This is a genomic window from Streptomyces sp. NPDC013157 (assembly GCF_042899865.1).
Taxonomy (GTDB): Bacteria; Actinomycetota; Actinomycetes; order Streptomycetales; family Streptomycetaceae; genus Streptomyces.
This window is the reverse complement of record NZ_JBIBAK010000031.1, coordinates 33,504-51,666: the sequence shown is the minus strand read 5'-3', so window position 1 is coordinate 51,666 and position 18,163 is coordinate 33,504. Positions and strand designations below refer to the sequence as shown.

20 protein-coding genes are annotated in these 18,163 nt (G+C 69.5%); 14 read left to right on the top strand and 6 right to left on the bottom strand.

From position 1 onward, the window contains the following. Positions 1-6: 6 nt before the first annotated feature. The 5 genes from ACFY6U_RS50635 to ACFY6U_RS50615 form a co-directional block, all read right to left on the bottom strand. Positions 7-891: a DUF721 domain-containing protein gene (locus tag ACFY6U_RS50635; protein ID WP_390049733.1), complete on the bottom strand. Its 885-nt coding sequence runs from the start codon at positions 889-891 to the stop codon at positions 7-9. Next, positions 888-3,107 (bottom strand): hypothetical protein, encoded by a 2,220-nt coding sequence (locus ACFY6U_RS50630; RefSeq protein WP_390049731.1) that lies wholly within the window; start codon positions 3,105-3,107, stop codon positions 888-890. Before ACFY6U_RS50630 ends, ACFY6U_RS50635 begins: the two co-directional genes overlap by 4 nt. A gap of 1,151 nt (positions 3,108-4,258) precedes the next feature. Continuing rightward, complete coding sequence (locus ACFY6U_RS50625; protein ID WP_390049729.1) at positions 4,259-4,720, bottom strand: PPC domain-containing DNA-binding protein; 462 nt, start codon at positions 4,718-4,720, stop codon at positions 4,259-4,261. A gap of 27 nt (positions 4,721-4,747) precedes the next feature. Further along, positions 4,748-5,737 carry an asparaginase gene (locus ACFY6U_RS50620; protein ID WP_390049727.1) on the bottom strand — a complete coding sequence of 330 codons (990 nt, stop codon included), beginning with the start codon at positions 5,735-5,737 and terminating at the stop codon, positions 4,748-4,750. 40 nt (positions 5,738-5,777) lie between these two features. Continuing rightward, complete coding sequence (locus tag ACFY6U_RS50615) at positions 5,778-7,478, bottom strand: multiprotein-bridging factor 1 family protein (RefSeq protein ID WP_390049725.1); 1,701 nt, start codon at positions 7,476-7,478, stop codon at positions 5,778-5,780. Positions 7,479-7,620: 142 nt separating this feature from the next. On the opposite strand from ACFY6U_RS50615, the gene ACFY6U_RS50610 reads away from it, so the two are divergent. Further along, entirely contained in the window at positions 7,621-7,932 is a 312-nt protein-coding gene (locus ACFY6U_RS50610; protein ID WP_390049723.1) for a hypothetical protein, read from the top strand. Between the two features lie 86 nt (positions 7,933-8,018). Here ACFY6U_RS50610 and ACFY6U_RS50605 read toward each other — a convergent pair whose 3' ends face one another. Next, positions 8,019-8,777 (bottom strand): GntR family transcriptional regulator, encoded by a 759-nt coding sequence (locus ACFY6U_RS50605; protein WP_390049721.1) that lies wholly within the window; start codon positions 8,775-8,777, stop codon positions 8,019-8,021. A gap of 245 nt (positions 8,778-9,022) precedes the next feature. On the opposite strand from ACFY6U_RS50605, the gene ACFY6U_RS50600 reads away from it, so the two are divergent. The 13 genes from ACFY6U_RS50600 to ACFY6U_RS50540 all read left to right on the top strand — a co-directional run bounded on the left by ACFY6U_RS50600 (position 9,023) and on the right by ACFY6U_RS50540 (position 18,161). Further along, positions 9,023-9,481 (top strand): hypothetical protein, encoded by a 459-nt coding sequence (locus ACFY6U_RS50600; protein WP_365800687.1) that lies wholly within the window; start codon positions 9,023-9,025, stop codon positions 9,479-9,481. Positions 9,482-9,764: 283 nt separating this feature from the next. Further along, positions 9,765-10,475 carry a hypothetical protein gene (locus ACFY6U_RS50595; protein ID WP_390049719.1) on the top strand — a complete coding sequence of 237 codons (711 nt, stop codon included), beginning with the start codon at positions 9,765-9,767 and terminating at the stop codon, positions 10,473-10,475. A gap of 16 nt (positions 10,476-10,491) precedes the next feature. Then, complete coding sequence (locus tag ACFY6U_RS50590) at positions 10,492-10,683, top strand: hypothetical protein (protein ID WP_365800684.1); 192 nt, start codon at positions 10,492-10,494, stop codon at positions 10,681-10,683. Positions 10,684-10,809: 126 nt separating this feature from the next. Beyond that, a complete protein-coding gene (locus tag ACFY6U_RS50585) occupies positions 10,810-11,028 on the top strand; it encodes a DUF5999 family protein (protein WP_390049717.1) in 219 nt (72 codons plus the stop codon). Between the two features lie 193 nt (positions 11,029-11,221). Continuing rightward, on the top strand, positions 11,222-11,431 hold the full coding sequence (locus ACFY6U_RS50580; protein WP_390049715.1) for a hypothetical protein: 210 nt from the start codon (positions 11,222-11,224) through the stop codon (positions 11,429-11,431). Positions 11,432-11,540: 109 nt separating this feature from the next. Next, positions 11,541-12,014, top strand: coding sequence for a hypothetical protein (locus ACFY6U_RS50575; protein WP_390049713.1), 474 nt, complete (start codon positions 11,541-11,543; stop codon positions 12,012-12,014). A 3-nt stretch (positions 12,015-12,017) separates the two neighbouring features. After that, entirely contained in the window at positions 12,018-14,183 is a 2,166-nt protein-coding gene (locus tag ACFY6U_RS50570) for a hypothetical protein (RefSeq protein ID WP_390049711.1), read from the top strand. A gap of 175 nt (positions 14,184-14,358) precedes the next feature. Further along, positions 14,359-15,825: a hypothetical protein gene (locus tag ACFY6U_RS50565; RefSeq protein ID WP_390049709.1), complete on the top strand. Its 1,467-nt coding sequence runs from the start codon at positions 14,359-14,361 to the stop codon at positions 15,823-15,825. After that, positions 15,822-16,004: a hypothetical protein gene (locus ACFY6U_RS50560; RefSeq protein ID WP_390049707.1), complete on the top strand. Its 183-nt coding sequence runs from the start codon at positions 15,822-15,824 to the stop codon at positions 16,002-16,004. The genes ACFY6U_RS50565 and ACFY6U_RS50560 overlap by 4 nt, the downstream gene beginning before the upstream one ends. A 133-nt stretch (positions 16,005-16,137) precedes the next feature. Next, positions 16,138-16,650: a hypothetical protein gene (locus ACFY6U_RS50555; protein ID WP_390049705.1), complete on the top strand. Its 513-nt coding sequence runs from the start codon at positions 16,138-16,140 to the stop codon at positions 16,648-16,650. Continuing rightward, positions 16,634-17,083, top strand: coding sequence for an RRQRL motif-containing zinc-binding protein (locus ACFY6U_RS50550; RefSeq protein WP_390049703.1), 450 nt, complete (start codon positions 16,634-16,636; stop codon positions 17,081-17,083). The genes ACFY6U_RS50555 and ACFY6U_RS50550 overlap by 17 nt, the downstream gene beginning before the upstream one ends. A 39-nt stretch (positions 17,084-17,122) precedes the next feature. Continuing rightward, complete coding sequence (locus ACFY6U_RS50545; RefSeq protein WP_365800669.1) at positions 17,123-17,437, top strand: hypothetical protein; 315 nt, start codon at positions 17,123-17,125, stop codon at positions 17,435-17,437. A 94-nt stretch (positions 17,438-17,531) separates the two neighbouring features. Beyond that, positions 17,532-18,161 carry a hypothetical protein gene (locus ACFY6U_RS50540; protein WP_390049702.1) on the top strand — a complete coding sequence of 210 codons (630 nt, stop codon included), beginning with the start codon at positions 17,532-17,534 and terminating at the stop codon, positions 18,159-18,161. The last annotated feature ends 2 nt before the right edge of the window (positions 18,162-18,163 follow it).

Genomic DNA, 18,163 nt, shown 5'->3' with positions numbered 1-18,163 from the left:
GCGGCTTCAGCCCCGCCGGCGGCCTCCTCTGCGCTCGGGCTGTACAGGGCGCGGTGGTGCGAGGGTCGGACACTCCAATGCGACCGATGCACCCTCGGGTCGTCCCGCAGCGGTGCTGTCCTGCCGGGCCGCTCGCTCGGTACGGGCCCGGCGCAGCGCAAGGATGCGAGTGGCCTCGGCTTCACGGCGGCGCTGGACGCGGCCCGCTTCGATCGGGGCCGGCTGTTCGTCCGAGGACACCTCCGGCTCCGGGAACGCGCGGCAGCTCAGCTCGTGCAACGCCCGGTTCTGGCGTTCGACTGCCTGCGCGATGCCCTCGTCCCCCCGCCGCGCGGGCGCGACGGACTGGTGGGCGGCGAGCGCCTGGCGGTAGTCCTCGGACGCCACCTCGCGGGTTTTCACCGGGCCGTTGGGCGCGGCCGCGGGGGCGACGCCATCCGGCTCGGGCGCAGGCACCGATCCGGGTACGAGGATCTGCAGGCCGCGCACGACCGTACGGCCCGCCGACTCGTTCGCGGCCTGGACGACGCGGGCCTGCTCCAGGCGCAGCTTGGTCGCCCAGGCCGCCGACTCCGGGCACACGGTGAGCCGGCCGGAATCGGCGTCGTACCCGACCGCGGCGACGTGCCCGGCGAACTCCGGGGCGATGGCCGCCCACCGCTCCCGCAGCGTCGCGCCGGCGGCAGGGAGCTCCCAGGCCCGCTCGGTCACCAGCGCGCCGATCGCGTCACCGAGCCCCATCGGCTCGCGCCCGCCGCGCCGGACCACCGACGCCGTGCGCGGCTTCGCCTTTGACGTCGCCGTGCGGCCGCCGTTCTTGCGCGCGCTCTCCAGCGCGGCCCGCAGCGCGACCCGGGCCAGGTCGACGCCGGACAACTCGCTGCCGCTCATGACCGCTCCCAGGTGGTGTAGCCGAGGTCCAGGTGCCCGAGGCGGGACATCCGGGTCACCTGCGAGACGAACGCCCTGGTGAACAGCCGTTGCGCCGACACCTCGCCATACCGGTCGATGTGGTCGAAGACGACCTGGTGGTCGCGGGCCGCGCGGGTGCGCCAGTCCAGGACCTGCTCGCGGGTCAGGTCCTCGAGGACCAGCTCCTGGTCGACGACGACGTCCTCCGGCTCCGGCGCGGGTGCCGGGCGGGGAGCGGGCAGCACGACCGGCGGCAGTGAGCTGGCCGGCTCATCGATGGCGGGGTGCGCGGCCGCGGCGTTGGCGCGGGCCTTGGCGGCCGCCGCCTGCCGGGCCCTGACCTGCTCGTAGCGGTGCTCGCGGGCCCACGCCTGGGCGGTCACGTCTTCGTGCAGCTGCAGCTCGGTCGCCGTACGGCGCTCCTCTGGGGTGGCGTACGGCATCGCGGCGTCGACGGCGGCCGCGACGGCGTGACGCTGGGCACGGCGGCCCTCCCGCCGGTCCTCGCACCGCGGGCAGTCCCGGCCCGAGTCGAGCAGCACGCCCTCGTCACACCGCTTGTCGCCGCACTCCTGGCGCTGGGGCAGACCCCGGCCGACCAGCCAGCCCACCGGGTCCTTGATCGGACCGCTCAGCCGCAGCTGATCCTCGAGACGCCGGGCCAGGCGGTCAGCGAGGACCTTCGGCCCATCGGCCCGGCCCGTGAAACCCGCCACCAGGTCCAGCTCGATGCGGGTCGCAGCCTCCACCAGCTTCCGGGCGGCCGGACGCTCCAGACGCGCCCACACCAGCCGGACCGGCTCCAAGATCACCCGCAGGTCTTCCGGCGGCAGCGGCACCCTCCCCCGCTGCTGCCTGCCCTGACCCGCACCGTCCACGGGCCGCACCGAAGCGCCGCCCACCGGCCCGCGGCCGCCGTTCTCGCTGCTCATCGACGGGGACTTCTCGCGCTGTTCCCCGCGAAGCGGGCCGCCCTCGCCGTCGACCAGGCGCAGCTCGTCAGAGCCAGCAGGGTCCGGGGCCAGGTCCTCGCGTGTGCACGCGCGCTCCGGCCGATCACCGTTCCCACCACGGCCTTCGCCGGAAAACCCACCAGAGAGCGAGAGAGAACCACCGGGAGTAACCCCAGAAGCGTGAGAGGTGTGAAGGTGTGCAGCAACGGCGAGGTCTGCGATATCGGCCTCCTGGCTCTCCCCGGTGCCCTCCACCCTAGTGACCACAGGGGTCACGGCCTTCCCAGCGCCTTCAAGATCTCCGGATGCAGTACCGGCGAGGTCTGAAAACACGGCATCGGCAGCCTCGCGGGCCTCCCGCACGAGCAGACCGTGCGCCTCGGCGACTGGCAGCAGCCGCACCCGGCTGCGCGCGTTCATCTGCGACGCCGTCTCACGACGGTCCACCGTCAGCGTGCTCCGCTTCTCCAGCCGCGCCAGGACCTTCGCCCCGCCCGACGGCGTGCAGCCCAGCAGCCGGGCGACCGTCGCCGCCGGACGTCCCCGCTCGGTGTCCACCGACCCCGGGCACAGCTGCAGCCAGCCCTTGGAGTTCGTCGACAGCACCATCAGCAGCAGCCCGAGCCGGTCGGTGGCCGCGCCGCGCCCCGTACGGTCCGCGAGCATCCCGGCCGGAGTCACCCGCCCGTCCTTGTGCGTCCAGCCCGGCGCGAACAGCACCTCGATCAGCTTGAGCAGCACCGCCAGCTCCACCCGCGACAGCGCCAGCACATGCCGCCGGTCCCCTGCCTGCTGCGCCCGGTACATCGGGATCACCCAGCACTCCAAGCCCGTCATCCGCCCGGCCGCGTTGGTCGTCTCGTTCGATCCGAGCATGCCCCGCTCACGCAGCTCCGGTAGCACCGTGTGAGCAACATGGGACTTCTTCAGCCCCATCCACCGGCCCAGCTCCGCAGCGGTGATCTCCGTGCTGTAGTCGGCAGCGACCCGGGCCTTCGCCAGCAGCACCACCGCCGCCAGCCGCGTGGCGTCACACGCCCCCTCCATCGCCGGAGCCGACACCAGCGCACGCACCGCCGCGAGTAGCCGGCTGCGCATCGTCTCCGTCAGCTGAAGCGGGCTGCCCAGCTCCAGCGTCACCACGGGGCCGGCCTCCATCGGCACAGCCCGCAGGGCGGGACGTCGCGCACCCCGGCGCAGCGCCTCCGGCACAGCAGCGGCCGACGCCGCCACGGCGCTCACCAGTCCGCCCCAGCTGACCTGCCAGAAATGATCATCTGGGGATGGTCACGCCGAGAGCCTGTGGACAGAGTCCAGTGCGCAGCGGCGGTCCTGTGGATGACGCTGGAGCCGGACGAGGCCTGCCTCCGGGTGAAGGTGTTGCTCGGGACGGACCTAGTCCAGGCGGGGACACCAGATCGTGTGATGTCGGCCACGGCGGGCTGGCTTTGTGGCCGATCCGACGGGTGGGAGGGCCGTACACGGGGACGCCAAAGCTGGCGACCCCGAGCGAGGTCATGCACAATGACTCCAGTCACGGGACTTCGGTCGTGTGGCACGACGAAGCCCCTGAGTGGTGCTTCTGGTTTCGGGCTGAAACCTGATGTCGAACCGTCCAACCGGCTCCCAACCGGGCGGACAATCCCTTCGGAGGGGCCTCCCAAAGGCCTTCTCCGGTAGCAGATGGGCGCTGAGCCGAGGTGACTCCCAATCACCTGAAGCTGAGCGACCCGGGGCGGCATGAAGACCCGTAAGGGCGCCGCCCCCACAGACCTACGTCATCCCGCCCCCCTCAACCGAGGGGTGAACCGGGGTGCGCGCGGACAGCACAAACGCCCCGTCGACGGACCAGCAACCGGCATGGCTGCTGCCCCCACGGCGGGGTGCGGTGTGTCGGGTGACGGGGACGGGTACCCTGATCACGTCGGCACCTTCCTTCACGCGAAAAGGGTGCTCGGCAGGCCTCCGGACCCCTCTCACAAGGTCCGTCGGCCACGTGGCCCCTCCCGGCTTGCTCAAGGCCGGTAGACGGGGCCACTTTTCTTTTTGATCAACGCTGGGGATCACCCTACCGTTCCCGCCGAACTCTGCGCGGCCCCGGGGCACACGTGTCGCAAAGCCCGACGTCCCCTGACGTCCGATCACAACCTCGTACCTCCCGGGTGAATTCACGCTTCAAAGGCTCAACCGTGCTGCTCACGCGACACGTGCTTGTGATCCGAACAGGGATCGGTCAGGAATTCCAGAGGGTTTGCACGGAGACTCGCGCGGATCCCGCAGGGCGGCCAACCATCTGCTCGGAGGGCCCGCCCCACGGGACAGCAAATTGGGGCGAGCACGGATCGACATAGTCGCCTGCCAGGGGCCCATCTACGGGTCGCCCTTCAGGCCTCTCACGCCCCGAAGGTCAGCAGGGGCACGTCGTAGAGGTTGGGGTTCTTGGGGCGGGTCATCACCGGTGCGGTGACCTCGACTACGAGCATCTCGACGAGGAACTGGACGCGGGCGCTGAGTAGATGGCTGGTGTGGCCGGTGGCCGACCGGGCCTTTTCCCCTAGCGACGTGTGGATGTGTGGCAGGACCGAGTCCGTCTCTGGGGCGTAGGCGAGCGTCCCGCATCCCATGGCCTCCACCCCAGTCAGGTGGACCTTGCTCCAGACCGGTGCTTCGGGGTCCTCGAGCTTTTCGCACGCACCGACGATCTCAGCCTCTGCGAAGCCGGCGATGAACATCGGGATGTAGCCGTGCCGGACGCCGTTCTGGCGGCAGAACTCGGCAAGGGTGGGGAAGAAGTCGTCTCCATGGTCGAAATTCACGGCGAAGGTGCGCCCAGTGGTCAGTTCGTAGCTGCGCAAGATGGGTCCTCGAGATGGTGGGGACGGTTAAGAGAGAGCGCTGAAGGCCTGGGCGACCTGGTCGTTGTCGGCCGTGGTCATCAGGAGCAGTTGCAGCAGGATGCGCGCTTTGACGGGGTCCAGCGTGCTGCCGGAGATCAGACCGCGTTCGAGCAGGTCGGACTCGGAGCCGGGGAAACCGTAGGTGTGCCGGAGCACGGGGCCCGATCCGGTGCGTGTGGCGAGGACGACGGGCATGCGTTTCGCGAGATCGTTGAGCCCGTCCACGCATGCCATCGGGACATGGCCGGCTCCGAAGGCCGCGACCACCAGGCCGTCGACGTGGTCGCCCAGGGCATGTAGGAGAGCCCCGTCGTCGCCGAGGCCGACCGTGTAGATCGCGGTGCGTGCGGCCGCGGTGGCACTGCGGGGATCGAACGTCAAAGAGGGAGCGGGGCGTGCCATGATCCGCACACGGTCCTCCGCGACGTAGCCGATCGGCCCGGGATACGAAGTGAAAGCCGTTGGGCTTGTTGCGTGGGTCTTGCGGACCCAGCGGGCAGCGTGGATCTCCTCAGCGAACACCACCACACAACCCGTGCCGCGTGCCTCGGTGCTGGTCGCGACACGGAGGGCGGCCAGCACGTTCGCGGGACCGTCGGCCCCGGCCATGCTGGCATTGCGCATGGCGCCGGTCACCACCACCGGCGTGTCTCCAGTGGTGAGGAGGTCCAGCAGATACGCGGTCTCCTCGATCGTGTCAGTTCCCTGGGTGACGACTACGCCGTCGACACCGTCGGCTGCGAGTGTCTCCACCAGGACGGCGAGCTCAAGCAGGTCGGCGAAGGACAGCGAGGCGCCGGGGAGCCGGCGGAAGTCGTGAACCTCCACTTCGATGCCTGTTTTGGCAAGTCCTGGTACGGCTGCCACGAGGTCGTCGGCGGACAGTGTCGGCGTTGCGCCGCCTTCTGTCTGGGCGGTCATCGCGATGGTGCCGCCAAGCGAGATCACCGCGCCGCGCGGGGCGTTGTCGGCCATGGTCTGCTTCCCCTTCGTGGTCATGTAGGTGTGGTGGGGGTCAGTGGTCGGACGGGAGAGATCCCACGTACGCGCACGCGGCATCGATGCCGGCCGCTGAGACGAGTCGGCTGCGGGACTGGACCAGACCGGACGAGCCGTACCGGGCGAGCTGGCCGCACCGCTCGATCAGCCACGACCACGGCAGATCGAGATAGTGGGCGAGAGCACGGAGCCGTCCGGCAGGCGTGGGCGCAGCTGTGAACGAGTCCGCGTTGACGTCGCGCGCCGCGATCGTGAACTCCCTGACCACCGAGGACCGGGCCGTCACATCGACATGCCACATCCCGTCCCCGCGAACCCAGTTGGCGATCACGGCTTCCTTGTCAGGGGCAACCACGAAGCCTTCGACGGCTTCGTACGCGGGATCAGCCGTGAACTGGGCGTGGATCCCTAACGACTCCATCAGCGCCACGGCCAGGAACAACAGGATCCGTTCGTAGCGGGGCGAGGAACGGACGATGTCCTCCGGGATACAGAACGCTCGGGTACTCGTACTGCCGAGCACCTTGGTGGTCTCCCGCAGGTACGGGAACTTGTGATCGAAGATCAGCCATGCGCTGGCCTCCTCCCCTCGCTGCTCCCGGGTCCAGAACGCGGGCAGTGCTGGCAGATCCGGCAGCGCACGAAGGATGTGGCGGGCGCAGAAGTCGCTGCCCAGCCACATGTGGGCAACCGTGTTCAGCCCGGGTGCAGCTTCCCGGCTGACCGCCGAAGCGGACAGCCGCTCGTACGCCTTGAGATCGCTGCGCGTCTCGGCAAGAGCCTGGTCATCGGCCTGTAGGGCGTCGTCGTAGTTGCTGACGGCCCACAGGAGGCCGTACGTGAGGTCATCCAGCTCGTAAGCGGTGGGAGCCGTGACTTCGCATACGCCGCCGTTCCTTGTGATCTTTGCGCGGGCTGCGCGGGCGTCCAGAGCGTAGAACCTTGCGACGCCACCGGTGTCGACCGCCCCGACCAGCAAACCGCGATGAGGTCGTGCCAGGAACTCCTCCACGCGTTGTTGCTCAGGCACGGACACGATTACCCGGTTTCCCTCGACGCGGGCGGGGTGGACCTGCAGCGAGAGCTGGGAGCCGAGCATGGAACGGCCGCCTGGGAGGAGCGCGTGCCAGTCGACACCGAACTCAGGGGCCGGACGGGACAGTCGAAGGCCAGACCAGTTCGCGGTCACGCTTCTCGCGAAGCCGAATGGGTCATCTGCGACCGCAGCGGATGCTGGCATGGGAAAGCCAGCTACCACGGCTGCACTGATCCCCGCGCCGGCGCGCAGGAGCGCGCGTCGATCGAGTGCCACGAGCACCACCGTTCCATCGTCTAGACGCCGAGGGACAAAGATCCCCTCACCATCTGACGCTGCCGTCTGCGACAGGGCCGTGGCCAGGCCAAACGATGTATCGGATACATGGGGCGCGCCATCGGATACATGGACGGGCTCAGGGGTACCTCGGCCGATCTCCTGCCACAACTCGATCAGGAACCCACCTGCGCCGAGCGCCCGGTCGACGAGCTCGATCTCACCCAGGTCCTTCGGGGGGCGGTCGCCGTTCTCCCAACGCTGCACCTTGGAGTGCGAAACAAACGTCTTGGCGGCCAGTTCTCGCATGGACAGACCGCGCGCCTCGCGTAGCTCCCGGATCACGTAACCAAGGCGGTGCTGGGGCGACTGATCCGGCGTCAGCACATTCGGCCGCTGCCCCATTTCGGGCCCCCTCTATGTATCCAAGTCCGTGTATCCGGCCGACGGATACACGGCAACCGTAGAAGTCACTGCTTTTCACGCCTACACCTGGAGTGACGGCTCCACCGGCCGGAACCCCCAACTCCCACTCCAGGAGAGCGAGATGACCCAGATTCGTCATGCCCACAACACATCGTGCAGTGTGGCGGACGCGCATGGTCGGAACGTCGACTTCATGGTCACAAGGCCGGCCTCGACGTGCACCTGCCCATGCACGAGACCCACTGAAGACCCGCGACCGCGTGGCCGCCCCGGAGCCGTGGTCATACGCGTTGCCGCGATTTTGACCGCTGGCCTGGTCGCAGCCGTGCTGCTCGTGGTGATCCGCGACGTCATCACCACCATGGCCAGCACCGGCGTCACCGGCCTCATCCTGAGGGCGTTTCTCACGCCATCCGATAGGCGGGACCGGTGAACTCCATATCCGACCCCCGAATCTCGTCTGACATGGCCCAGATCCGCCGCACGCCGTCGCCGGCCACTGCCGGCGCAGGATCGGAATCATGCGTCGAACTCGTAGTCCAGGACGTATGCCGCCGAATCCAGTGCCATCTCGTTGATCTCAACCGCTCGCCCTTCACCGTCGAACGCCGTGCGGGCCAACTTGATGACGGTTCTGTCAGCAGGGATAGCCAGTCGGGCTGCCTCTTCGGCGGAGGGCATGCGGACTCGGATCTCCTCTCGGAACCGAGCCGGAGGACGCCCAAGATCCGCAAGGCGAGCGTAGATGCCCCCTGGTCCGGTGTCGGCCTGAGTGATGGGCGAACCCGCAACCAGCGACTGAGGGAGGTACGACGCCGCGAGCATGACCGGGCGCCCCTCCATGACATACCGGCGGCTGCGTACACAGACGGTCTCGCCAGGCCCCAGTTCGAACATGTCGCTGATGTGCTGAGGAGGTGGGACATCCTCTGCCACGGTGATCTGATCGACGTCCGGTGCGCGGCGATCGTCTGCGGACCAGATGGTCTTGCCGCTTCCCCATTGGTCACGCGCCAGTCGGGGAATGCCGCGCCGGCGGATTGGCTGGAAGGACTCGACGAACCAGCCGGCTCCCTTGCGGGAACCGACGAGGCCTTCGTTGCGGAGCACGCCAAGCGCCTGCCGCATGGTCAGAGGGGCAACTTCGAAGTCAGCCGCCAGGGTGTTCTCGCCTGGAAAGCGGTCCCCGGGCTGGTAGTCGCCGCGTTCGAGGGCGGCCCTCAGCTCTGCGGCAATGCGCAGGTATTTGGGCTGACCAGCTCTCGTCTCGCGGCTCATACGTCTCCTCGGTATCGGCTCTCTATAGAGCTGATCGTACGGGGGTGCTGTTGGCGGTGGCGACGTATTGTGGCCAGATCCCTCCACTTCTCACTAGTGAGAGGTTGACCTCTATAAAGAGATTTGCTTCACTGGGGGCATCGCAGCGAGGTCACCCCAAGCGACCTTCTGATCACTTCGTGCTGCTGTGCTCGATCCATCGCTCCGAAACGCCAGGTCAGATCCCATGCGAGAGGAAACGCCCCATGAACCCGATCTCCACGCCCGACGCCAGCTTCCTCGAGGAGTTCGACAGCGAGACCGCGGCTCTCCTGGAGGCCATCGAGGTGGACCTCCCGGAGTTCGGCAACGTCGACCTGGACGTCGTGTTCGGTACGCCGCTGGAGATGTACGAGTTCGTGACCCCGGGTGAGCTGGCCCGCTTCGACGCCGAGGCCGGCCTGCGGGGCGGCCGCACCAAGGCCCAGGACGAGGTCGGATTCGAGTTCGCGGCTCGCAGGGACGCGGCCCGGGACATCGTCGCGGCCGACCCGTCGATCACCGAGCGAGTCCGCGAGCGACTGCTGGAGGCCCTGGAGCCGTCGATCGCCGTGTGGATCCGCGAGGAGCTGATGGGCGCGGCCCGGTCCGTCGGCGCGCAGATGCTCCGCCCGATCCCCACCGCCGACGCTCGGGTCTCCGCACCGGTCCCGCTCGCGGCCTGACCCTGCCCGCCGGGTCTTCGGACCCGGCTCCCCCACCCGGCACCGCCCCTGGGGGCGGCGCCGGATGAGGGAGCCGGACCCACGGTCCCTCCCGATCAACTTCATATGTCTGGCTGACCGCCGCTTCCACGCGCGGCCGGGGTGACGAGTTCGACGAGGTCCTCCGGAGCACAGCCAGGTGAGCCACCCGCAGCCAATTGCGCTGCCCGCCGGCCAGGAAGTCCGGGCCCCGCCCGGCTCCTGGTCGAAGGAGAACGCAATCGCTACCCAGGGAGCCAACTCGATGCGCCATAACGGCCGCACCCCGATCAAGGCCAGCAGCCTTCGCCCCGAGAACCTCAACCTGCGCGAGGGCGAGACCTCGGTCGTCTGCCCCGACTGCGACAGCTGGCGTCGGCTGACCCGGTCGATGATCCACCCGCACCGCGACGGTGTGGAGCAGCCGAAGCCCGAGGGCCGCCGCTACCGCGACGACACCACGTCGTCGAAGCCGTCCAACGGCCGGCGCTGCCCCGGCAGCGCCCAGCGCATCGAGATGGACATCACCCCCGAGCAGTGGTCCGAGAAGCTGCACGAAGCGGAGACCACCGCGTCCGGCCGACGCACCACCAACCCGGTCCGCAAGCCCCGCCCCCAGGCCGCGCCGACGCCCTCGCAGATGGCGCCGGGCCAGCTGATTCCCGCGGTTGGGTCGCTGAACGAGCAGCTCACCGAGCACCTGCAGAGCGACTGCGTCCGGTGCCGGGTGGGCCGCTGCTCCACCGTCATTGAACTGCGTCAGCGCATCCGGCGCATCACCCGCCAGGCGGCCGGTCCGCAGCCGCAGCTGTACGGGCAGCTGCGCGCGGCCCTGACCGAGCACCGCGCCACCTGCTCGCCGTGCACGCAGGGCTCGCCGTGCGACGCCGGCCGCAAGCTCACCGCTCGGATTTCCGGGCTCGCCCAGGACCAGATGCGTCGCACCCGCCCCGCCCTCTACCGCCCCGTCGTCTGACCCGAAGGAGCCTCCCGTGCCCGACCTGATCGCCGGTACCCGCCCGGTGCCCACCGACCCGCGCACCCCGCTCCAGCGCGCGACCGACCGGCTCACCGCCGCGCGGCGCGAGCTCACCCAGGGCAGCCCCTCCCGCGCCCGGCGCCAGGAGTTGGCCGACCTGATCGCCCGGCTCGAGACGGAGATCCGGGGACTGAAGCAGCCCTGACCGCCCGCGACTTCCCGCGTTGCCCAGACGCCAACGGCCCGCTCGTGGCGTGCCGTTGACGGTGGAGAGCGTCGGAGGACCCCCGCTCGATCTCACCCCGCGCCTCAACGAAGAGGGACTGATCCCATGACGACATCTGAGTGCCACCACCAGACCCCGTGCCCGTTGGCGGACAGCCCCGACCGCGAGGCCGCGCACATCGTCGCCCACCACCCCGAACAGGGCTGGTCGCTGCTGTGCAACGGCGTCCTGCTGTTCGACGACACCGGTGAGCTCCTGCCCGACGGCCGCGTCATCGCCCCGCACCGGCCGATCGGCAACCTGCTCTTTGCAGCGGCCGCCTAACCCCCGCCCTTCCCGATGTTGCCTGTCGCCTCCGGGGCCGCCGTCGGCCGCCGGGGGCGGCGGGGAGCACCAGGGACTTCCCACCCCTGCACCGCTCCACGGCCGGTCTCCGGCTCCCAGGAGGCCGGCCCTCGTTCGGCCCTCCCCGTGATGGCTGAGGAGCACATCCCAACTCCCCTATCAGGAGGACTTGATGGTCACGATTCCCCTCTTCTTGCTCTCCGGTGGTGCCGTCTGGCTGTTCTGGAAGGCGGACCTGGCCATGGGCGCTGTGATCGCGTCGCTGATCTGCGGCTACGCCCTGGCGACGTCGCCGATCGCCGCCGGGATCAACCACATGGGCGCCGGGATCGCCGCCGCGGTGCAGCACGCCGGCGACGACAAGGCGGCCAGCAGCCGGTGAACCTGCCGTCTGCCTGTGGCTCCGGGCCCCGGCCCGGGACCGCAGGGAGGTGACAACCCCCACCGCACGTGCGAGACCCCCACAACCCCCGCCTTCCGGAAGGGACTTCATGAGTAGCGACGACAGCAGTGCCGACGAGAAGGTCGGCTCGGACCTGGTCAAGTTGATCCAGCAGCTCGAAAAGATCGAGTTCCGCAACGACCGGGACCTCTACCGGTACGCGAGGATCCTGCGGCAGATCGGCCTGGAGCTGTACATGCGGGTCGGTATGGACGCGGACATGATCACCGCGATTCTGTCCCAGTACAAGGGCAAGTGGTACACCTTCGGCCTCCAGTCCAAGATCCGCGCCAAGCTGGTCGGCGCGCACCTCAAGGGCGGCGCGAGCGCCGCGAAAGTGCTCGGGCTGAGCGGCGTGAAGATGTACGCCTCCTTCGTCAAGCACTTCATCCAGCCGGAGAAGGACGCCGAAGCCGAGGCCCGCAAGGGCAAGGGCAAGGGCAGCCGCCCCGGCTTCTCCATCGGCGACAAGGCGAAGACGGATTCCGCCGGGAAGCCCGGCGAAGCAGGAAGGGCCGCGTAGCTCATGGCACGCCGTGCATCCCGTTCGAAGAAGATCGACACCCGCACCGAGGAAGAGGCCCAGGAAAGCCGCGGGGCCCGTCTCACCTACGGCGGCCCCTGGGCGGTCGTGCTGGGCGGATACCTCCCGGTGGAGCTCGCCCACGTCGCGCTCGAAGGCAACCCCACCACCCTGGCGCTGGCCGCGCTCGGTGTGGCCGGCACCGGCACCGCCGTTGCCCGCCTGATGTCCCACATCGACAACAAGGCCAAGCGCCCCAAGGACCAGCGGGTCTGGCACCAGGTCAACACCGGGGCCGTCACCGCGGCCGCCACGCTCGGCACGGTCGTCGGCGTCGACAGCGCGGCGACCGCCGGGGCCTGGTTCCTCGGGGGCGTCGGGATGGCGGCCGCCAACAACCTCTGGTCGAAGTTCTACAAGGCGGGCTCCGAGAAGAACGCTTCCAAGTGGGAGAAGCTGGAGTCCGAGATCGGCCTGGCCAAGCAGGAGCTGGAAGACGCCAAGTCCAACGGCAAGGGCACGGTCGTGGCGAAGGTGCGGGCGAAGGACGGGGCGACCGCCGACGAACTCGCCCGCAAGATCCCGGCGCTGGCGTCCGTCCTGCGCCTGGGACAGGGCCGCATCACCCACACCGTCAACGACGACGACTCCGGCGACATCACGATGCGCGTCCAGGTCGCCGACCTCCTCAAGGAAGGCTTCTCCTGGCCCGGACCGTCGGCGTTCGGCACCAGCTTCGGCGACTCCCCGCTCAACCTGGGGCGCTACGAGGACGGTGAGACGCTGAAGGTGAACCTGCCTGGCGTACTGCGCGACCCCCAGGAGCTGCGCAACGGCAACGTGGAACACGCCATCGCGCAGGGCACCAACGGCGCGGGCAAGACCCAGGGCAACTGCATCCTCGTGGGCGACGCCTCCACCCGCTCCGAGGTGTCGATCATCATCATCAACTGCTCGAAGTTCCAGCAGGACTACGGGCACGTCCGGCATGCCGCCGACATGGTCATCCAGACCGAAGCCGAGGCGCGCCGGTTCTTCAAGCAGCTGCACACGGTCATCAAGGCCCGCGCCGACTACCTCGGCTCCAAGGGCCTGTCGAAGTGGAAGCCCGGCTGCGGGCTGAACTTCCTGATGATCATCGGTGAGGAGGCGGCCGACTTCGCCGACGGCGAGGCCTACTCCAAGGTGCTGCGCACCCTGCGGTCGACCGGCGGCTGGTTCGAGTCCTCGATCCAGCGCGCCACGCACGACCAGATGGACACCACCGCCCGGTCCAACCACCCCGCCGGCATGGCCTACGGGCTCACTGACGGCTCGGAAGCCCAGTACATCCTGCCGCCCGAGGCGATCGAGGCCGGCGCGTTCCCCGGCTGGGGCAACCGCAAGCCCGGCTACCTCTACGCGGCCGGCATGGGCATCAAGGAGGACCGCTGGGCGGTCGTCGCCCGCACCTACAACGCCGACCGCGCCCAGCTCGCCGCCGCCGTCACTGCGGGCATGAACGTCCGCACGCCGATGGACGAGGTGACCGCCGGGGCGTTCGGCGCGCTGTGGACGAACCGCACCACCTTCACCACGCCCCTGCTGGAGGCCGACGACGACGCCGAACTCCCCCAGGAGCCGCACCACCCGGCCCCGCCCGTCACGTCCCAGAGCACCGAGGCGGCGCCGGCCCCCGCGTACGGCACCGACGAGGACGACGACGAGGACGAGGCCATGGCCCTGGACGCAGAGGAAATCAACGAGCTCATCGCGAAGGAGACCGAGGACTTGGACGGCGAACTCCAGAAGATCCTGGACTCCGACCCGGAGCCGGGTGAGTACGACCACCTGAGCGTGGAGCAGGAGATCGAGGCCCCCGCCGACGACGCCCCGGTGTTCGACCTGCCGGGCGCGTGCGCGGACGAGGACAAGCTGAGCAGCGACGACGCACGCGACCGCATCTTTGCTCAGCTCGACAAATGGGTTCGCGAAGGCAAGGACTCGTTCCAGCCGAAGGACCTCAATCACATCTGGATGCGGGTCGACCTGGAGGAGCCCCGCTCGTGGTGGAACCGCCTGCGGACCCGGCTTCTCAAGGACGGCGTGATCTCCAAGGACGAGTCCGAGGAGGGCTACGGATCGTACGACCTGATCCGCTCTCCCCTCGCCGAAGGTAACGGAGAGTAGGCAAGTCTGAGGGGCGAACAGTGCGCGCACCGCGAACTGTTCGCCCTTCTCCCTCCCTAAGGAACTCCCCGGTGTTCTCGCGCACACAGTCCGGAAGATCCCGGTTTGTCACCCGCGAACAGTGCGCCGCACACCCTCTCCGAACACTGCGCGAACACTACGGAAGGTAACCAACATGAGCGCCCCGACCGCTCCCCGGCCGAAGGCGGCCGGCCCGCCCCGAAACCCCACGCCCGTCACCGCCGACGACGCCAACAGGGCCCGCAAGTCCATGGCCAAGCTGGACGAGGTCCTGGCCATGGTCACCAAGGCGCTGCTCACCCTCGGGGGCGGCGCTTTGATCTTCACTTGCGTGAATGTTACCAGGTTCGGTGTCTCCCACGAGATCCCCTGGTACATCGCCTGGATGCTGGACCCGCTGGCGAGCCTCGCCCTGATCACCGTCCTGTACGTCGACGGCGTTCTCGCCGAACACGGCGGCGACTACAAGCCCGGCGGCTGGCCGTTCCTGCTGCGCTGGACCGCCGGGCTGTCCACCTGGGTCATGAACTGCTGGACGTCGCTCTACCCCGACGGCCACTTCCACTTCATCCCCCAGAAGCCCGACGCCGGCGGCATCCTGCTCCACTCCGTCGCGCCCGCCCTGCTGATCCTGCTCGCCGAAGCCGCCACCGGCTACCGCAAGTACGCCACCCGGCGGCGCGGCGAACTCAACGCGATCATCGCGCAGTTCGAGGCGACGGCCGCCGCAGAACGCGAGGCGGCCGCGCGGCAGAAGCGCGAGGCGCAGGAACGCGAGGAAGCCGAGAGGCGCGAGGCCGTCAAACGCGAGGCCGACCGCGCGGAACGCGAGGAAAACGCGAGGCTCGAACGCGAGCGGATAGCGGCAGAAAGCGAGGCCGCCGACCGTGCCCGTCGCGCGGAAATCGAGGCGGAACGCGAGCGCGTCGAACTCGCCGAACGCAACCTGGAAATCGAGGCCAGGCGACGCAAGACCGAGGCAGAGATCGAGGCGCAGCAGCGCCGCGCACGGTGGGAGCTGGACCAGGCTGAGCAGGACCGTGAGGCCACCCGCCGGGCAGAGATCACCACGGCAGAAGCCCAGGCTGAGGCGCTGCGCAAGGAGGCAGACGCCAAGGCTGAGGCCGACCGGATCAAGGCTGAGGCTGAGGCCCGCGCTCTGGAGGAGGCCGAACGCTTCAAGCGGGAGCGCGCCCTGGAGCGGGCCGCCGCCCGCACCCGGGGCGCCTCGGAAAGTGCCTCGCGAAGCGGCACCGGCCGCGCCTCGATTTCTGCGGGACGCGCCTCGGGAAGTTCCTCGGAAAACGGGGCCGCGCTCACTGCCGTCCCCGCCCTGACCGCCTCGGAAAGCGACGGGCGTGTCCCTCGCGATGTGCGCGCGCAGCAGCGAGACGAGGCTGAGCGCTACGTCGCAAAGTGCTTCCTGACCAACGTCACGCCCGACCTGGACGGCCTCGCGAAGCACTACGGCAAGGGCGAGACCTGGGTCGGCGACCGCGTCCGCGAGGTCAAGAAGCGCCTCGAAAACGAGGCCGGGTTCAAGGAGAGCGTGCTCGCCGACGAACTCGAGGTCTTCGCCACCGACGACACCACCGACAGCGACACCGCGGGCGCGGCATGAGCGCGCCCGCCGAACCGGAGGACAACGACGTGGACGACGTGGACATCGCGTTCGACTTCACCGAGCAGCGCGACGAACCCTTCGAGCTGCTGCCCGTGGCCGGCCCCGGTCACCCGCCGACCATCCTGCTCCGCAGCGAGCCGCTGATGCCGATGCGCTTCGGCCGCATCCCCGACTGAGTTTCGACAGCTCCACTGGCCCCCGCGATGTTGAAGCCACCGCGGGGACCGGTGAAGAGGCCGAAGCCTCACCCAGGCGATCCCACTCCACATGACATGCGCCCGGGTCTCCCGATCAGAGGAGGACACCATCATGCCGTCTTACGGCGAGCAGCCCCAGACCACCTACGTGCCGACCCCGCTGCCGCCGCAGTACGGGCAGGCGCCCGTCCCCGCGTTCGGCCAGCACGTCGTCCCGCTGCCGCAGAACACGGTCGTCTACCCGTCGACCGCCGGCATCGACGGCGTGGTCGTCGTCCCCGGCCCGGCCGGACAGCAGGTCGCCTACTACACCCCGCCGCCCGCCCCGGCTCCGCAGCCGCTGGTCTCCCCGCTCCTCATCAAGGCCGCCCTGGTGGCGTTCATCGTCGGCATCAGCGGCGTCGGCCTGTACTTCCTGATGCACGCGATTGTGGAACTCCTCCACGCGCTCGCCACCATCGGGCTGATCGGCCTGGCGGGCCTGGTCGGCTTCATCGTCCTGAAGATGTTCAGCATCGGCTCCGGCTCCCGCTCGCGCGGCGACACCATCAACGTCAACGCCAAGGGCCGCGCCCGCGTCCAGGTCCACACCGGCCGCGGACACAACCGTGGCCGCCGCCGCTGAACCGACGCCCCCGGCCGATGAGCCGGTCGTCCGGGACGTCGACTTATACGCCACCAGCGCCGGCGCCATCCCCACGTACAAGTGGCGCCAGGCCCCCGAAGGCCTGGCCACCCGCCGCCAGCTGCGCGCGATGGGCCTGAGCCCCGGCCGCGGCAACGACCCCGTCGTCCAGATCGAATGCCGCGGCGGCAAGCGCGTCGCCTACCTGTACCGGATCGACCTCGCCGTCCCGAAGCGGATACCGACGCTGGCTCAAGAAGCCGCGCTCGACAAGGCGATGGCCCGGCGCCAGACGTGCCCGAAGTGCTCCAGGCGGTACTTCCGGTGCCTCCCTTTGCGCACCCTCGGCAGCTGCCTGGAGTGCTACGACGGCACGCCCGCCGATCCCCGCGACTACACCACGGCCTCCACCGAGTGGATCTCCGCTGCCTGACGCCGCCACGACAACCGCCATCCCGAAGGAGTCCCGCCCGTGCCCAAGTCCAAGATGCCCCGCCCCGTCGAAGCGGCCACGGTCGTGGTCGCCGCCGTATGGGCCGCGTTCATCGCCCGCGACCTCGCCGACCACGGCGTCGACACCCTCGTCATCATCTCCGTCGTCCTCGCGGTCATCAGCGCCGGCATGGGGCTCGGTACCCGCTTCGAGCAGGCCACGCACAGCGAGTTGTTCGTGTGCCCGGAGCCCGGCTGCGGCGTCGAGATCCGCGCCACGAACCAGCCGGACGAGCGCGTCGCCCGGCTGAAGGAACTCGCCACCGACCACTCCCAGCACCCCGCGAAGGCCTGACGGCTGCCTGATCCGCCCGTCCCGCACGGGCGGTGAAGAGAACCGTCCAGACCAGCCGCCACCCCAACCTCGCGCCCCAGAGAGGACGCCCGCCATGCCTCAGATCGTGAGCACGCCTCGCCTGCGTGAGCTGGAATCGCACGCCGGAGCCCTGCCCTTCGCCCGCTCCAAGAGCGACCGGCTGGAGAAGGAACTCGAGGCCGCACAGCGGAAGATCGGGGAGCTGGAGCGCGACCTGGAGAAGCTGCTGAAGGCCACCGCGAAGGAACTCGCGGACGGAGTCGCCCAGGTCCGCGAGGCCAACCAGCGCACATTCGACGCGCAGACGGCCACCCGGAAGGCCAGCGACAAGGCCAGGGAACTCAACCAGGAGATCGAGCGGCTCAAGGGCAAGCTCACCGAGAACCCGCGCCCCGAGCCGAGCGGCGTCGTCGGCCGCTACCTGAACCAGACCGGCGCCCACGTGGACATCACCCTGCTCGTCACCGACACCGGCCGCCGCGGCGGCGTGGGCAGCCGCATCGTCGACCTCCGACTGGTCGCCGGCTGCACCGGCTGCGGCGAGAAGAACGAGGACGACGCCGTCCTCAGCGAAGGCGTCTACGACTCCCCCGACGCCCGCCACCGCTACATCCGCGACGACTGGAACGGCGGCCGGATGCGCCGCTGGGCACAGTCCCACGCCGAAACCTGCCGGGCCGTGGCACTGAACAACGCCGCCTGACA

Bases quoted from the DNA above. Each gene is read 5' to 3' on its own strand.
- ACFY6U_RS50635 (WP_390049733.1), bottom strand. From the start codon at position 891: ATGAGCGGCAGCGAGTTGTCCGGCGTCGACCTGGCCCGGGTCGCGCTG.
- ACFY6U_RS50620 (WP_390049727.1), bottom strand. From the start codon at position 5,737: ATGGCCGACAACGCCCCGCGCGGCGCGGTGATCTCGCTTGGCGGCACC.
- ACFY6U_RS50615 (WP_390049725.1), bottom strand. From the start codon at position 7,478: ATGGGGCAGCGGCCGAATGTGCTGACGCCGGATCAGTCGCCCCAGCAC.
- ACFY6U_RS50610 (WP_390049723.1), top strand. From the start codon at position 7,621: ATGACCCAGATTCGTCATGCCCACAACACATCGTGCAGTGTGGCGGAC.
- ACFY6U_RS50605 (WP_390049721.1), bottom strand. From the start codon at position 8,777: ATGAGCCGCGAGACGAGAGCTGGTCAGCCCAAATACCTGCGCATTGCC.
- ACFY6U_RS50600 (WP_365800687.1), top strand. From the start codon at position 9,023: ATGAACCCGATCTCCACGCCCGACGCCAGCTTCCTCGAGGAGTTCGAC.
- ACFY6U_RS50595 (WP_390049719.1), top strand. From the start codon at position 9,765: ATGCGCCATAACGGCCGCACCCCGATCAAGGCCAGCAGCCTTCGCCCC.
- ACFY6U_RS50585 (WP_390049717.1), top strand. From the start codon at position 10,810: ATGACGACATCTGAGTGCCACCACCAGACCCCGTGCCCGTTGGCGGAC.
- ACFY6U_RS50580 (WP_390049715.1), top strand. From the start codon at position 11,222: ATGGTCACGATTCCCCTCTTCTTGCTCTCCGGTGGTGCCGTCTGGCTG.
- ACFY6U_RS50575 (WP_390049713.1), top strand. From the start codon at position 11,541: ATGAGTAGCGACGACAGCAGTGCCGACGAGAAGGTCGGCTCGGACCTG.
- ACFY6U_RS50570 (WP_390049711.1), top strand. From the start codon at position 12,018: ATGGCACGCCGTGCATCCCGTTCGAAGAAGATCGACACCCGCACCGAG.
- ACFY6U_RS50565 (WP_390049709.1), top strand. From the start codon at position 14,359: ATGAGCGCCCCGACCGCTCCCCGGCCGAAGGCGGCCGGCCCGCCCCGA.
- ACFY6U_RS50560 (WP_390049707.1), top strand. From the start codon at position 15,822: ATGAGCGCGCCCGCCGAACCGGAGGACAACGACGTGGACGACGTGGAC.
- ACFY6U_RS50555 (WP_390049705.1), top strand. From the start codon at position 16,138: ATGCCGTCTTACGGCGAGCAGCCCCAGACCACCTACGTGCCGACCCCG.
- ACFY6U_RS50540 (WP_390049702.1), top strand. From the start codon at position 17,532: ATGCCTCAGATCGTGAGCACGCCTCGCCTGCGTGAGCTGGAATCGCAC.